Source organism: Reyranella sp. (assembly GCF_044224635.1).
Classification (GTDB): domain Bacteria; phylum Pseudomonadota; class Alphaproteobacteria; order Reyranellales; family Reyranellaceae; genus Reyranella.
In genome coordinates this window covers 19,797-35,013 of record NZ_JBGAKA010000045.1, presented here as the reverse complement: position 1 = coordinate 35,013, position 15,217 = coordinate 19,797, and the positions used below count along the sequence as shown (strand labels likewise).

The window sequence follows — 15,217 nt, the reverse complement described above, 5'->3', positions numbered from 1 at the left end:
TTGTCATCACCTGATGTACAGTATCTCCATAACCCAGCCTAGAGTAAGCAGATTGAGTAAGCTCCGGAGTGAAACGCAGGCCACTCTCGGCACGACTTGGTGGCCGACTTCGATGCTCTCGTGGCTTGCGCTTCTGGCTTGCGTGCTGCTCACGGTCTTCGGCGTGGCAAAGGGGTTTGCCTACGGGATCAGCCCCGATGTCCATCTCTACTATGTGATCAACTACCATGATGGGCTGGTGCGCCGCGGCCTGGTCGGCCACATGCTGTCGTGGGTCGTCGACCAGTCAAATCTGGCCGACGCGCTGGCCGTCGCGGCCGTCGTGTACGCCGCGACGAACATCGCCGTCCTCGTCCTTCTCTTCGCCTGGACGGCGAGCATCGAGCTGCGACGCCGCGACCTGCTCGCGCCCTCACTCTATGCGCTGTACGCGGCCTCGCAGTTCATTCCGACGGTCTCCTACAACGTGGGCTTTCTCGATGCCTACGACTATCTGCTGCTGGTGCTGGCCGCGATCGCCCTGGCGAAAGACCGCCTATGGCTTGCCGCCGCGGTCGGTGCCGTCGGTCCGTTCGTCCACGATGCCTTCATCTTCACCTGGTTCTGTCCGGCCGCCGTGGCGCTGTGGCTGCGGCCCAATCTGCAGACCTGCCTTGCGCTCTCGGCGCCGCTGGTCGCCACGGCCATCGTATACTTCGTGCCGACGCCGGAGGCCGCCATCGCCCAGATGCAAGCGGCACCGCTGCCCGATGACGTCAAGGCGTTCAGCGTCGCCTATCAGTTCGGGCAGACCTTCCTCTCGAGCCTGTACATCGTCCTGTGGAAAATCAGCAACTACTTCTCGAACGTCCTGATTGCAGTAGCCTACTTCACGCTGCCGGCGGTCCTGCTCATCGTGCTGTACGAGCGCGAGCGCGCCGACAGGCGCGCCTGGATCGCGCTCGGCCTCGCGACGCTGCTTCCCCTGTCGATCAACCTGGTCGGCTGGGACCTCACGCGCTTCCTGGCGCCAGCGCCGTTCTTTGCCCTTCTGACTGTTCTGCTCGCCGAGTCGCTCGAGCCTGCTGGACCGCCCGGGCGGTGGCTGCCTGCCGGCTGCTGGCTGGCGGCACTGGTGCTGGTGCAGGCGCCGTTCGTCTACGGCTATGCCGAGGTCGCGGGCGTCAAGGATCGGACGTTCATCAGGGACTGGCCGATCGGCCGACTGGTCGAGTCCGGCGTGACCTACTTCTCTCGCAAGGTCCGGCCGAAGGTCGAGGTGGTGACTGCCCGGGGAATTCCGCCCGGGAACGTCTGGTACATGGAAGAGGATGCCTGGTCCGGAGCGCTGGTTCGCCGGCCCGGCACCAACGTGTTCGACGCGACCATGACCAAAGGCGGCCTGGTGGTGCAGTACACGGCGGAAATCGTCCGCGACGGCGACCAGATCTTCATCATGCGCGAGCCGCGCGACAAGCAGGCCAAGATGACCTACGTCGGCAAGCTTCGCGGCAATCGGGTGATCGGAACGTATGCGGGCGGGGCATGGACCGCGATCGTCCTTCGTTAGGACGGCGATGCTGTCGATGAACTGTCCGATCGTCGAAGCCGGGGGCGGTCGCGCCGGCGTTCCGGCCCTGTCGATCATCGTCCCGACCCTGAACGAACGGGGCAACATAGAGCCTACGGTCGCTGCGCTTGATCGCGCCCTGCGGGGCATTGCCTGGGAGGTCGTCTTCGTCGACGACGACAGTCATGACGGGACCGCCGAGGCGGTGATGGCGCTGGCCCACGGCGATCCCCGCGTGCGCCTGCTGCGGCGGCTTGGGCGCCGTGGCCTCTCGTCGGCCTGCATAGACGGCGTCCTGGCGACCACGACGCCGGCCTTCGTCGTGATGGATGCCGACCTGCAGCACGACCCCGACCTGATCCCGCACCTGCTGGAGGCGCTGGACACTGCCGATCTCGCAATCGGCAGCCGCTACATGGCGGGCGGAGACGGGACAGCACTGGGAGCCCGTCGCGGCATTGCCAGCCGCGCTGCCACCATGCTCTCGAGACTGGTTCTGCGGCAACCCGTGTCCGACCCGATGAGCGGATTCTTCGCCATGCGTCGGGCGCAGTTCGACGAGGTGGCACCGCGCTTGAGCGGCATCGGGTTCAAGATCCTGCTCGATATCCTGGTGAGCGCAAGACCCCCACTGAGAGTGGCTGAGCTGCCCTTCCGGTTTCGTCCTCGCCATGCGGGCGACAGCAAGCTGAGCGCGGGGATCGTTGCCGAATACCTGCTGCTGCTGATCGAAAAGCTCTGTGCCGGCATCGTGCCGGCGCGCTACCTGCTGTTCTCGGCCGTGGGCGGTATCGGGCTGCTGGTTCACCTTGCCGTGCTCGCGGTTGCGGTGGACTGGCGATTGCCCTTTGCCGTCGCCCAGGCGCTCTCGACCTGGGTCGCCATGACCAACAACTTCTTTCTCAACAATTATCTCACCTACGCCGACAAGCGGCGGCGCGGCTGGAACATCGTGACCGGTCTGGCAACTTTCTACCTGATCTGCAGCATCGGCGCGATCGCCAACGTCGGTATCGCCAATGCGATCTACACGCAGTGGTCGGTCTGGTGGCAGGCCGGGCTCGCCGGCGCCCTGGTGGGCTCGGTCTGGAACTATGCCGTCTCGGCGATCTATACGTGGCGGCGCTGAGCTCCGGCACGCTCTACAGCGGGCACGTCGCAGGACGCGCCGGCGCGTGGTGGTCTCTGGCCCTGCTTGGTCTGATCGGCGCCCTGCACGGCGTGTGGCTGGTGGGTCCCATGCTCTGGTCGGCCGATGCCCCGTTCTGGAAGTCACCGCCCGGAGATATCGCCGTCGGCGTGATTGGCCTGGAGGCATTCCTGCGCGATGCGTGGCATTGGCCGCTGGCTGCCACCGGGCGTCTGCTGGCGGATGGCAAACCGATCTCCATCGCCTATACCGACAGCCTGCCTTTGCTGGCGATCGCCCTCAAGATTCTTGGGGTCGAAGCGTCCGCACTGCCGCCGTTCGGGCTGGCGATCTTCCTCGGGCAGGTCCTCCAGCCGATTGCTGCGGGATGGGCCCTGCGGCGCGCGGGCCTGTCTCACTGGGCCGTCATCGTCCCGGGCGCGCTGCTGCTGGCCTGTGCGCCCTTCTGGTTGTTCCGTCTGCTGTTGCAACATCTGGCTCTGACCTGGCATTGGCAGATCCTCCTCGCGCTCGGACTCTCGCTCGGTTGGTGCCGTGCCGGCCGGATTGCGCTTGGCGGGGTCATCGGTGCACTCGCCCTGTGCGCGGTTGCGAGCGCAACGCATGCCTATCTGGCTTTTCAGGTCGTGGCCGTGCTGCTGTCCGGCTGCCTCGTCCTCGTGGCCGACAAACGTGCTCCTGCTGCCGTGGCGCTTGCAGTTGGCCTGGTGGGCGCGGCCATCCTCGGTGCGGCCATTGTCGGTCTCTTGCCGCCTCCCAAGGCCGGGTTGACCATCGGGCCGTTGATAACCAAGCCCGGCCATCATTCGCTCAATCTGCTCGGGCCGTTCGACTTTTCCTATTCCGATATCTGGCAGGCGAGCCGGTCGATCGATGCGACGCACGGCCAATACGAAGGTATGGCCTACGTCGGGACCGGCACGCTGCTGCTGCTTAGCCTTGCCGCGATCGGCGCGGCACGCCGCTTCCTGGTGTCGCGGCGAACCGGACCGTTGGATCGGATCAACGAGGGCACGGACGACCTCCGGCGTTATTGGCCGATTGCCATCGTGGTGGGCGGACTCTTGCCGATTGCCCTGTTCCCCGACCTTTGGGTGGGAAACGAGAGGATCGTCTCGCTGCCGGTTCCCGAAATAACGGCCACGTTCTGGGAGCAGTTTCGCTCCAACGGACGTTTCGCCTGGCCTCTTCTTTACCTGCTTGTGATCCTGGCACTCGTTGCCAGTGTACAGCTCATGGGGGTTCGCGCGGCTTCCGTCGCCATCACCGTGGCGCTCGGCGTGCAGGTTCTCGACGTCGCGTTGCTGCGACAGGAAATCCGGACCATGCTCGCGAAGCCGCCGGCGGTGCTCCCCGAGGAGTCGCTGGCCAGCCTGGTTGCGAACGCCCCGATGCACGATGTTCGCTTTCGCCCAAGCTGGGCATGCCTGACGTTTCAAGGCTCAGCGCTCGTCCGTCCACTTGCGCTGGAAATGGCGAGAGCCGGTGCCGTCGTGCATCAGCCGCCGCTGGCGCGCGGCGCGACCGGAGATTGCGATCGGTCACGCATTGCCAGCGACAAGCCGCTGGCTGGCGTAACCGACGTGATTCTCCGGGGCTCGCTGTCACGCGCCAACCTCGTCGAGCTTCTCAGGCGGCGGAATTGCACCGTCGGCAAGGACCTGCTCGTCTGCCGTGACGAGAGACCAGCCGCTCTGCCCCTGGCGGACGCCCTTGCGCAGCTGTTCCCCGGACAGTCGGTGCAACCCGGAGTGCGCTATCCGATCGCTCTGGGCCAACCGGGCGCGGACTGGCTGTACGAGGGCTGGAGCGGCCCCGAGCCTTGGGGCACCTGGACGGACGGGCCTTTGGCGGTGTTGTGGTTGCCCCTCCCGACGCAGCCACATGCCGGCGCGCTTCGGCTCGAGCTGACGGCCTTCTCGGCCGCGCCATCGCAGCCGCAGCCCCTCACCGTGATGATGGGAGACAAGACGCTTTGGCAAGGCGAGCTCGTCGCCGGGCAGGTCCGCACCATACGCGTCGCCGTCGATCCGAATGCCAGATCGTCGGGTTCCGTCGTGTTGACGCTGCGCATCGGACGTCCGCATTCGCCCGCCGGCGCGGGCATCAGCAACGACACGAGACTGCTGGGCATCGGATTGCTGTCAGTCGAATGGGAGGGCGGATGACACCTCGTCCCGATCGCTCGCGCCTGCCACTGCCGACGCCTCCGTCAGCGGGCGAGGGCGTAAGCAGGCCGCCGAAACCGCTTGTTAACCCGTCCGAGCCCCCTATGCTGTCGAACGGCGCACAACACACGCCCAGCGAGGTCCCGTGCCGGTCGGATCAGACGTCTCGCTCGCCGACGTGGTCGTAACGCATGAGCTGGACCATCGTCCGGCGCCCGATACCGACCATATGCGGGTCAAGGAAGCGATCCTGGAACTGGCGACCAACATGGCCGACGCGCCGGAAAGGGTTCTGCCGCGCTTTGTCGATCTCGCCATGGAGACCGCGGGCGGGGTGTCATCGGGCATTAGCGTTTACGAACCGCCAATGTTCCGTTGGGCGTTCCTGCGCGGATCGCTCGCGGTATTCGAGGGCTCACAGACCCCGCGCAATTTCAGTCCATGCGGCCTAACGCTGGACGAAGATTGCCCGCTCCTTACCCGCCATAGCGAGCGCTACTACGACTGGATCGCCGAGAAGAACGTCGTGCTTCCTGAGGTCTTGCTGGTGCCCCTTCACAGCGGCAGCGATCAGCTGGGCACCCTTTGGATCGTCTCCAATGACATAGGCCACTTCCATCAGGGGCACGTCGAAGCCGTCACTGAGATCGCGTCCTTTGTCAGCGCGGCTCTCAAGACACACCAGATCGAACAGCAGCTCCGGGGCGCATTGGGCGAGCATCAGGTGCTCTCGCGCGAGATGAGCCATCGCCTGAAGAACGTCTTCAGCATTGTCGAAGGCATGGTTCTGCTAAGTGCCCGACACGCAGGGTCGGTGGCGGAACTGTCAACGTCCCTGTCGGGCCGCATACGCGCCCTTGCTGCGGCTCATGGCCTGATCCGCCGCGACTTCGCTGATCATGTTCGGATCCCCAAGGTTGCGGACATGGAACGCCTGCTGAGGGTCGTTCTCGAACCTCACGAGGCGCTGCCGGAAGAGCCCCGACGATTTGCAATCGCCGGCCCGGCGGTCCCACTCGGGGAGCACGCGACCAACGGCGTTGCACTCGTCTTCAACGAGCTCGCTACGAATGCCCTGAAGTACGGTGCGCTCGCCCAGGATGGGGGCACGGTCGAGATCGATTGGCGGGTCGCGGATGGGCATCTGGAAATCGTCTGGCGGGAAAGCGGCGGGCCTGCCGTTGCCGGCCCGCCATCGACAGTGGGATTCGGTACGAGATTGGTTCGAGAGACTGTCACGACTACTCTCGCCGGCACGCAGAGGCATGACTGGAGGCCGCAGGGGCTGATAGTGACGCTGCGGGTACCTGAGGAGCGGCTGGCGGCCTAGCGTCATAAGTCTCCTGCGTCTTGGCGTAGGCGTTGCCATCCACGCCTTATAGGCTCGGTCAGTGTCGGGGTCGATCACGACACCGCGGCCTTCGCCGTCGAGAGCATCCGGCGCTGGTGGCAGTGTATGGGTCGCAAGCGCTATCCCGCCGCCACGCGCCTGCTGCAGCGTAAGAAAGTTGTGACCTCAGAGCGCCAAAGCGCCATTGCAGGGCGCAATAGAGGGGCCTAGCCAACGCGTCCGATGGCGCTATTTCGTGCGGGCGGACGTATCTGGGTAATCAGGAATTCGAATGCCTTCATCGCCCATCCCCCGCAATGTCTCTTGTTGTGCCGTAAGTACTACCCTGGAATGCCTCCCGAATTAGCTTCGATGCAGGCCCAAAAATTCCAGCGCGCGGGGTGGGCTGTCCTGCAGCGAAGCCTGTGGTCAACCGTGCCCTTGCTCCCAACCTATCGACCTGTCGAACCATCGCACTCACCCCCACAAGCACGACAATGGCGCCGCCGCCAGACGGTCGCCGAATGGCACGACATCCGTGCTGTCGTAGAGAACAACGCCGAACGCGAAGCGGTCCCCACAAGCCTCAGCCAACGCCCGGAGGCCTGAGAAGTCGCCAGCTTTAACCGTGGCGCTCGCTTTCACCTCAATGCCTGCGATCGTCCCGTCGTCGCGCTCCAGCACGATGTCCACCTCCCGCATGTCCCGCTCCCGGAGATGGTGAGGCGTCAGTCGCAGGTCCGAGGCCGTCATCAGTTTCAGCACCTCCGAGAACACGAAGCTCTCCAGCAGCGCGCCGAACGCCCCGCGATCCGCCCTGAACCGATCGAAGGTGAGCCCGCGCGCAGTCGCCAGCAGACCGGAATCGAGGAAGTGCAGTTTGGGCGTCTTGGCAATGCGCTTCAGCGCATTGGTGAACCAGGGCTGCAGCGTCGCGACCAGGAATACCTGCTCGAGCAGCCCGACATAGCGCTGCCCTGTCTTGTGACTGACGTTGATGGCTCCGCCGAACTGCGAATAGTTGACCAACTGGCCGGAGTGCTCGGCCAGCAGTCGCACGAACTTCGGAAGCTCGGTCAGCCTCTCCACCTCGGCGATGTCGCGCAGATCGCGCGTCAGGATCGAGGTGAGGTAGGATCGCCCCCAATCCTGCCGTCGACGTTCGCTGTCGCGGCTGATCGCTTCGGGGAAGCCGCCGACCAGGGCAAGCTGGACGAGATCATCGCCGACGATTGCGTCCTTCCGGCCCTGCAATTTCCCCTCGAAGAGGCGTTCGAGAAAGGTCGGCGTCCGGCCTTCGATTTCAGCCCTCGCCAGCGGTAGCATCCGGATGGTCTCCATCCGGCCGGCTAGGCTGTCGGCGATCCGCGGCAGGGTCAGCACATTCGCGGCTCCGGTGAGCAGAAACCGGCCCGGACGATAGTCCTCGTCGACCGTCTTCTTGATCGCCAGGAGCAGGTCAGGCGCGCGCTGGATCTCGTCGATGATGGCCCGGTCCAGGCCACGAATGAAGCCAGCGGGATCAGATTGGGCGGCCTCGAGGACCGTCTGATCGTCGAGCGTAGCATGATCGTCAGTAGTCGATCATGTCTGTCAATTTGCTGCGGGCAGAGGATCTGTGCCCTCACTCAGGATGGCAAGGTAGCGGCGATAGCCGAAGACTCGGCCACGCCGCCGACCGGTAATCTCCTCGACGATGCCGAGGCGCTCAAGGTCGGCAAGCGCGGCGTTGACCGTGGGTGCTGACAGGCCCGTTCGTTCGACGAGCAGGTTTGCGGTGAGATAAGGGTTCTGCTGAAGGAGATCGTGTATGCGAAGCGCGGAGCCAGCGCGCTCGCTTTCGCCTGTGATGCGTTCACGGTCTTGCTTGAACAGTTCGATGATCCGGGTGGCCGCGTCGAAGGCCTGATTTGCCGTGTCCGCAACACCAGCGAGGAAGAAGTCGAGCCAAGCCTCCCAAGCCCCATGTTCGCGGACCTCCTGAAGCAGCCGATAATAGTCGGCGCGATGGATCTTCAGATAGAGGCTCAGATAAAGCAGCGGTTTTCGCAACACTCCGTGGACACAGAGGTAAAGTGTCACCAGCAAACGGCCAATGCGGCCATTGCCGTCCAGGAACGGATGGATCGTCTCGAACTGCACGTGCAGGAGACCCGCCTTGATCAGCGCCGGCAGACGGGACTCGCCCTCGTGCATGAAGCGCTCAAGGGCGTCGAGGCATTTATCCAGCTCCGTCGTGGGAGGGGGGACGAAGAGCGCGTTGCCCGGACGGGTGCCGCCGATCCAGTTCTGCGACCGACGGAATTCGCCAGGACTTTTTGCGCCGCCCCGCCCGCTTTGCAGAAGCCGGGCGTGCATTTCGCGGATGAGGCGAAGCGAGAGCGGCAGATCCTCGAGCCGCTCCAGCCCGTACATCATCGCGTCGACGTAGTTCGAGACCTCGCGGATGTCGTCGATCGGCTCGCCAACCTGCGCTTCGGTCTCGAAGCGGAGCAGGTCGGAAAGGGTCGATTGGGTGCCCTCGATCTGCGAAGAGAGAACGGCCTCCTTCCTCACGTACATGTAGAGGAAGAGTTCCTGGCGGGGCAGAAGCATGGTGATGCCATCCAGCCGCCCAAGCGCGCGCTCGGCCAAGCTCAAACGGTCCAGCAGCACGAGCACATCGATAGGTGGCGTCGGTGGCAGCGGCGGCGGCACGAAGGCGCGTACGGTCTCGCCGGCAACGGGCGTCTCGACAAAACGGCCAAGCCGCTGATTGGGTTCGGGATCGGCCATTTGCACCGACTATGGCAAACGACCCTTATTTAAGCAATGCCCGCTTGGCTTAATTAGGGAGCAGGCTTAGGTAGGCGAGTTTAAACAGTGGGGCCAGGGAGTCGGGTGTAGCCGGATGAACAGGTCAGCCCAAGCTCGTCATTCTTAAACCCGTAAGCTGGGCTACCACGGTGGGTAGTGGCGTTGTCATGTCGGCCATGGCGCTGCGTACGTAGGCGACCATCTCATGAAGCTGCGCGATGCCCTTTGCGCTGATGTAGTGGGGCTGCGCCCATTCTCTATCGTCGCGAACCTCTATGACGCTTTCCTGTGGCTGTCTCATTATGGTCATCTCAAAGTGAGAGCTCGAGCGTGCGGCGGTTCGAGCATTACTCAGGGCTCCAGGCTTTTGTGGGGTGCTCTGGGCCAGTCTGGCGAAGATTTGGCGTCCCCTACGGGAGGTGACGGCGCTCAATCGAAAGAGCCAGGAAATGCAGGATTGTTGCGCTTTTATGGCCTTCGATGTACTTCAACTATGTACTGCAAATCGAAGGGAAGCCCAGCATGGCCTACGTCTCTGTTCCGAACGTCCGGGGCTTGGTGCGCCAGCGTCGCCGGTACTGGTACAGGGCAGCGATCCCCGAGGACGTGCGGGGTCACTTCGGGAACCAGTCAACGCACTGGGCGAACCTGCACACCGATGACCTGCGGACAGCCACAGCCCGCGTACACAGAGCCGCCAGCGACTTCCGATCCAAGGTTCTTGAAGCCCGTGGGCGGGTGGGCACTGTCGAAGAGGACGCCTTGGCTTGGCGGCAGATGATCGCAGAGGCACGCAGGGACGCAGGTCCAGACGACAGGAGTGGCCCCGACGCCACCGACCTAGTCGACGCTGCCATCCGCGAGGCATCGCGCCAGCATGTCAGGGGCGGCTATGCGGCCGTGGAGCGGTCGGCAAGGCTGTTCCACGACGGCTCCGAAGGTGACGCCCTACTGGAGCTTGGCGGCCCCAAGGCGAAGACCTTCGTCTCCATCGCCTTGGAAGGTCGTCAACCCCTCTTCCCCTTCGTGTCCTCTTGGTCCGCCGTAAGGACCACCGAAGTGCAGGACAAGACTGCGTCCATGGACAAGGCAGCGGCCCTCCGCTTCGTTGAGGCCTTCCCGCTGGTCAGCGACGTGACTAGCGAGGCAGTCGCCGACTGGATCGCCAAGCGTAGAGGCGAGGTATCGGGGGCAACGGTTCAGCGCGAAGTGTCCGGCCTCAAGGCCTTTTGGGGATACCTGCAGTCACGTGGGGAAGTCCCCAAGGACCAACAGCCCTTCGCAGGGCAGCGCTTCAAGGATCGGCGCAAGGACAAGGCCGCAGCCAAAAGGCAGGCCTTCACGCCCAAGGAGGTTTCGGAGCTGCACGCCGCGGCCCTCAAGACTGAGGACCAAGAGCTAGCGGACCTGATTGCCGTCCTTGCCATGTCGGGCATGCGGCGTGAGGAGGCCTGTGCCCTCAAGGTCGCCGACGTGTCAGGGGGCTGGGCCTCGATCCAAGACGCAAAATCCGAAGCTGGGTGGAGGAGCCTGCCTATCGCCAAGCCGCTGGCCCCAGTCATTCGGCGGCTCATCGGCAAGCGGACCACTGGGTATGTTTTCGATGGTCTGGACGCCGACCGCTTCGGGCACCGTGGAGACGCTGTTGGAAAGCGGTTCACGAGGCTCAAGCAGAAGCTGGGCCACGGGGACACCAAGACCGCCCACTCAATCAGGCACACGGTCCAACAGCTTCTCAGGGCCGCCGGGGAACACCCCGACGTGGTCAGCGATGTCCTCGGCCACCACGTGGCGACTGTCACCGGTGGAACCTACGGGACGCCTGAGGCCCGCAAGCGGCTCCTTCCAGCGGCGTTGGCCAAGCTGTCGTATCCGGGGACGCTCAAGGCCCCGGTGTAGAGGGCTGAGGTTAGCGCGCTAGTGAACGTCGCGGCAGACATCATGGGCCACGAGAAGCGCCGCATTACCTACGGCCTGTCCTCCGGTGGGGGCTTCGTCGGAGACGGTGTGCCGCGTCCGCAGTTGGACGCCGTAGCCGGCCCAACCACCTTGTAATGGTCATCCGCAGTGACCACGCGCACACAGCTTCCGGCAGAGTGCCACCAGTAAGTCGTGAGGTCCTGCGTCACTGCAGCGGTGTATGAGCCTCACCGCTCTCCGCATCATCGTGGTGCCCTGCCCATCCCGGCCGGGCGCCTTCACCGGACGTCTTGAAGACGGCTCCCTCGTGGTCACCAGCAGCCGGCAACCGCTCGTGGACAGTGCGCGCGAGCTTCTCGCCCATGGTTTCGACCCTGAGACACCGCTCGCCATGCGCCACGTCGGCAAGAGCTACGACAGCTTCGCCAAGCCGGCTCCCATCGGGGAGCTGGCACGGTGGACCTACTCGGAACCCGACAGCGAGCCTCTGCGCCGTCGTCTCTGGAAGGCCGATTGCCGTCGTCCTGCGGCGTCGTACAGCGCGATCTCCGGGGTGGGTGATCTCCGCGACCCTCAGACGTGAAGGCCCCTCTGCGTGTGAGCGCCCCCGCCCAGCTCACCATCAACCCCCAAAAGGAACCCAACAGTGACCACCATCGCCAAGTCCGGCCGCACCCGCCGCCGGAACAACATCGACTACAACAGCGGCCTCCGGGCCATGGCGAAGCTCGCCGAACTCAACGCCGCCGACGCCGAGAAGCGCGCCGAGAGAGCAGCCAAGGCAGCCGCCACCGCCAGCAAGCCCGCCACCGTCGCAGAGACCCAGCTCAAGCTCCCAGCCGCGCCAAGCGGCGCCCCGGCCAAAGCCACCCCAGCGCCGGCCAAGAGGCAATGGCGCTACGAGCATAGCCAACTGCCGCACGAGGGAGCAGCTCGGAAGAGTCGAGCCGCGCCTACGCTGGCAATGGCCCTCGCCGGCTTCGTCCATCCTCTTGAACGCCCCCGCCTGTCGTCGGGCGACCGGAAGGCCGACAAGGCGATAGCCCAGGCCCGCGCGGAGATGGCGCGATGAACAGCCCCGAGCGGTCTCGAGACCGCGACCGTGCATCGACCTTCGGCCGCGTCGACAGGCAGACAGCCTCGATCCGACTGCCAGTGCCCGAAGGCGCCCGTAGCGGAGTGCGCATCTCGATCACCGGCCGATGGACCTCCCCGGACGGTGACCCAACGCCCGCCGTCTTGGAGGTCCGCACCCTCGCAGGCGGCACGCCTCACAACCCCTACGGCACTGACCCAGCAAGACCAGGGCGCCATCAAGAGCTTCGCCTCTCGGTCGACAGCGACACCGCTGGGGTCGAGCTGCCGGACGAGTGCGCGGGGGTTGTCGTCGAGGTCAAGCGCCCACGGCCGGGCATGGACCTCTGCATCCGGCTGACTGCCGATCATCAGTCGTAAGAAGGAGAGACCAGCAAATGAGAAAGAGCTTCCTGTGGTGCGAGCCAGCCTTCGCCAGCGTTGCGTACCTAGACCAACCGTGCGGCGGGTGCGGCCGCGCCCTGTCGTACCCACGCAACTACTTCATGATTCACGACGGGCTGTGGCGACACGTCAACGGCCGCGTCGACAGTCGCGGCATGTTGTGCATCCCGTGCGTCGAGCGCCGGCTGGGACGCAAGCTCTACCGTGATGACTTCACGGACTGCGAGGTCAACGCGGGCTGCTTCGGATTCGACATCTCGCGCTTCGAGCCCAGACAGATGGAGCTTCCCTTTGGCGCGGGCGGGTAGACGATCCGGCCTACAGGCCGAGGCCCTGCGCCTCGGGCTGGAGATGCTGGAGCGACAGGAGGAACGGAGGATGGCTGTGGAGGCCGCTAGCTGGGCGGCTGGACGCACGGCGCCGCCGCCGTCGTTCCCGCCAGCCTCCTCGCTGCGGCCCCAACGGCGCACTCTAGCGGACTTCATCGCCAGCGCGGAGCGCGCCAAGGCGGCACAGGAGGAGCGCGAGCGGGTGCGGAAGGCGGAAGAGCGCGAGTACAGGCGCGAAAGGTACGCGAGGGAGAAGGCGATCAAGCGGGGCGATCCCAATCCGCCGCCGCCTCCTGTGTCGCCTGCGGGACGCAGAAGGGAGGCTGAAAGGGTCGCGAGAGAGCAGGAGCGCCAACGGTGGATCGCACTGGCGTCCCGGTGACAGCAAGGCCGACGGAGGCCGGACTGGCCCGTACTTCAAAAGCGTACTTCAATTGTCAGCTTAGATAGCCTCCGCCCTAACAGCTCTGAAACCCTAACAAATCAAGCATTCTTGGCACATTTAGGCTGTCTCGGATTTCTGCTGGCGTCCCCTACGGGATTCGAACCCGTGTCGCCGCCGTGAAAGGGCGGTGTCCTAGGCCTCTAGACGAAGGGGACGAGGTCGCAGGAGCGCGAGCATGTAGCGGCTGGGAGGGCTCGAATCAAGCCAGGATGGAGCCCGTTCCGGCGGCCGCATCGTCGATCTGCAGGCGGACTGATTCGCGGCCACCGAAGCGGTCGATGCGCAAGGCGCCCGCGACATGCAAAATGGGCCGTGTCGGATCGAGCAGCGCCGGGCCCAGCGCGGTCTGGCTGGCGCGGAAGGCGATCGCCTCGACCTTGCCCCTGCCCGCGCCGACCAGGCTGCACCGTACGTGGCCGTCGCCGACCGGCTGGGCGTAGCTCACTCGCACGCCGGTGAAGGCGAAGCGCGGCAGCGCGTTGCCGGCGCCGAACGGCCCGGCGCGCTCGATCATGTCCACCAGTTCCGTCGTCGCCGCACCGGGCGCCAGGGCGGCGTCGATGCCGAGCTCGCGGACCACCGGCGCGGCGCCGAGCTGCGGCGCGATGCGCTGGTCGAGAAAGTCGGCAAAGGCGGGCAGCGCGCCGCGCGCCACCGTCACGCCGGCGGCCATGGCGTGGCCGCCGCCGTTCAGCAGCAGGCCGGACTGTCGGGCGGCGATCACCGCGGCGCCGAGATCGACGCCGCGCACCGAGCGGCCGGACCCCTTGCCGATCTGCTCCACGCCCTGCTCGTCCGACATGCCGATCACGAAAGCCGGGCGGCCGTAGCGCTCGACCAGGCGGCTGGCGACGATGCCGATCACGCCGACATGCCAGCCCTCGCTCTCGACCACCAGGACAGCCGGCAGGCCCTTGCGATCGGGGCCGTACTGGCCCTCGATGCGGGCGATCGCCTGGTCGAGCACCTCGCGCTCGATCGCCCGCCGCTCGGCGTTGAACTCGTCGAGCCGCAGCGCCAGGGCGGCAACCTCGTGCGGATCGTCGCTCGACAGCAGGCGCGCGCCGAGCGCGGCTTCGCCGACCCGTCCGCCGGCATTGACGCGCGGCCCCAGCATGAAGCCCAAATGGTAGGCGCCGGGCGGCTCGCGCAGGCGCGCCATGTCGGCCAGCGCTGCCAGGCCGGCATTGCCGCGCTGCGCCATGACAGCGAGCCCCTGGCGCACCAGGGCGCGGTTGACGCCGGTCAAGGGCACGACGTCGCACACCGTGCCCAGCGCCACGAGGTCGAGCCACTGCCGAAGGTCGGGCTCGCGCCGCCCGTTCACGTCACCCGCCGTGCCGTACCAGCCGGCCTGGCGCAGCGACCGGTTGACGCCGACAGCCAGCAGGAACGCCACGCCGACGGCGGCGAGCTGCTTGTGCGGGCTCGCATCGTCGAGGCGGTTGGGATCGACCACGGCCACCGCGTCGGGCAGTGCCGGCTCGGCCATGTGATGATCGATGACGATCAAGTCGAGGCCGGCACGGCGCGCCTCGGCGAGCGGCTCGAAGGCCGTGACGCCGCAATCGACCGTGACCACCACCGACGCGCCATCGGCCTTGAGCTTGAGCAGCGCCGACGCGTTCGGGCCGTAGCCTTCCTTGCGGCGGTCGGGAATGTAGACATCGATGGTGCCGCCGATGCTGCGGAAGAAACGCAGCAGCAACGCCGCCGACGTCGCGCCGTCGACGTCGTAGTCGCCGAACACGACGATGCGCTCGCCGGCGCGTACCGCCCGCACCAGCCGCTCGACGGCGGCATCCATGTCGCGAAGATGCGACGGATCGGGCAGGAACTTGCGCAGCGTCGGCTCGAGAAAATCCGGCACACCCTCCAGGCCGACCTCGCGCGCGGCCAGCAGACGGCAGATCGAATCAGGCAGGCCGTGACGCTGGGCCATCGCCAATGCCATCCGTTCGTCGCTCAGCCGGGACGCCCATCGTCGGCCCGTCAGCGACCGCTCGACGCCGAGAAAAGCTGCCCGCTCGAGGCGGATGTCCATGGTCATC

At 65.7% G+C, this 15,217-nt stretch carries 10 protein-coding genes, 1 tRNA gene and 2 pseudogenes; 9 read left to right on the top strand and 4 right to left on the bottom strand.

Features of this window, described 5'->3' with window-relative positions; genetic code table 11:
- Window positions 1–112 precede the first annotated feature (112 nt).
- The 5 genes and pseudogenes from ACILR9_RS29405 to ACILR9_RS29385 form a co-directional block, all read left to right on the top strand.
- A complete protein-coding gene (locus ACILR9_RS29405; protein ID WP_395713534.1) occupies window positions 113–1,549 on the top strand; it encodes a hypothetical protein in 1,437 nt (478 codons plus the stop codon).
- A 16-nt stretch (window positions 1,550–1,565) separates the two neighbouring features.
- The gene (locus ACILR9_RS29400) at window positions 1,566–2,678 is read left to right on the top strand and encodes a glycosyltransferase (protein ID WP_395713533.1); all 1,113 of its coding nucleotides are present in this window, start codon (window positions 1,566–1,568) and stop codon (window positions 2,676–2,678) included.
- Window positions 2,666–4,867, top strand: a complete 2,202-nt coding sequence (locus ACILR9_RS29395; RefSeq protein ID WP_395713532.1) for a DUF7024 domain-containing protein — start codon at window positions 2,666–2,668, stop codon at window positions 4,865–4,867. Before ACILR9_RS29400 ends, ACILR9_RS29395 begins: the two co-directional genes overlap by 13 nt.
- Before the next feature lie 145 nt (window positions 4,868–5,012).
- Window positions 5,013–6,197 carry a sensor histidine kinase gene (locus tag ACILR9_RS29390; protein WP_395713531.1) on the top strand — a complete coding sequence of 395 codons (1,185 nt, stop codon included), beginning with the start codon at window positions 5,013–5,015 and terminating at the stop codon, window positions 6,195–6,197.
- A 51-nt stretch (window positions 6,198–6,248) separates the two neighbouring features.
- Window positions 6,249–6,362, top strand: a pseudogene (locus ACILR9_RS29385) (ISAzo13-like element transposase-related protein); the annotation flags it as partial.
- A 312-nt stretch (window positions 6,363–6,674) separates the two neighbouring features.
- On the opposite strand, the pseudogene ACILR9_RS29380 reads toward ACILR9_RS29385, so the two are convergent.
- Window positions 6,675–7,766 (bottom strand): annotated as a pseudogene (locus ACILR9_RS29380) (ATP-binding protein); the annotation flags it as partial.
- Between the two features lie 24 nt (window positions 7,767–7,790).
- Window positions 7,791–8,972, bottom strand: a complete 1,182-nt coding sequence (locus tag ACILR9_RS29375; RefSeq protein ID WP_395713530.1) for a Fic family protein — start codon at window positions 8,970–8,972, stop codon at window positions 7,791–7,793.
- Window positions 8,973–9,515: 543 nt separating this feature from the next.
- On the opposite strand from ACILR9_RS29375, the gene ACILR9_RS29370 reads away from it, so the two are divergent.
- The 4 genes from ACILR9_RS29370 to ACILR9_RS29355 all read left to right on the top strand — a co-directional run bounded on the left by ACILR9_RS29370 (window position 9,516) and on the right by ACILR9_RS29355 (window position 12,700).
- Entirely contained in the window at window positions 9,516–10,892 is a 1,377-nt protein-coding gene (locus ACILR9_RS29370; RefSeq protein WP_395713529.1) for a tyrosine-type recombinase/integrase, read from the top strand.
- Window positions 10,893–11,133: 241 nt separating this feature from the next.
- Window positions 11,134–11,496, top strand: coding sequence for a hypothetical protein (locus tag ACILR9_RS29365; protein WP_395713528.1), 363 nt, complete (start codon window positions 11,134–11,136; stop codon window positions 11,494–11,496).
- 63 nt (window positions 11,497–11,559) lie between these two features.
- A complete protein-coding gene (locus ACILR9_RS29360; protein ID WP_395713527.1) occupies window positions 11,560–11,985 on the top strand; it encodes a hypothetical protein in 426 nt (141 codons plus the stop codon).
- Window positions 11,986–12,385: 400 nt separating this feature from the next.
- Complete coding sequence (locus ACILR9_RS29355) at window positions 12,386–12,700, top strand: hypothetical protein (protein WP_395713526.1); 315 nt, start codon at window positions 12,386–12,388, stop codon at window positions 12,698–12,700.
- 545 nt (window positions 12,701–13,245) lie between these two features.
- Here the strand turns inward: ACILR9_RS29355 and ACILR9_RS29350 are convergent.
- A tRNA-Glu gene (locus ACILR9_RS29350) sits at window positions 13,246–13,321 on the bottom strand.
- A gap of 44 nt (window positions 13,322–13,365) precedes the next feature.
- The gene (recJ, locus tag ACILR9_RS29345; protein ID WP_395713525.1) at window positions 13,366–15,210 is read right to left on the bottom strand and encodes a single-stranded-DNA-specific exonuclease RecJ; all 1,845 of its coding nucleotides are present in this window, start codon (window positions 15,208–15,210) and stop codon (window positions 13,366–13,368) included.
- Window positions 15,211–15,217 lie beyond the last annotated feature (7 nt).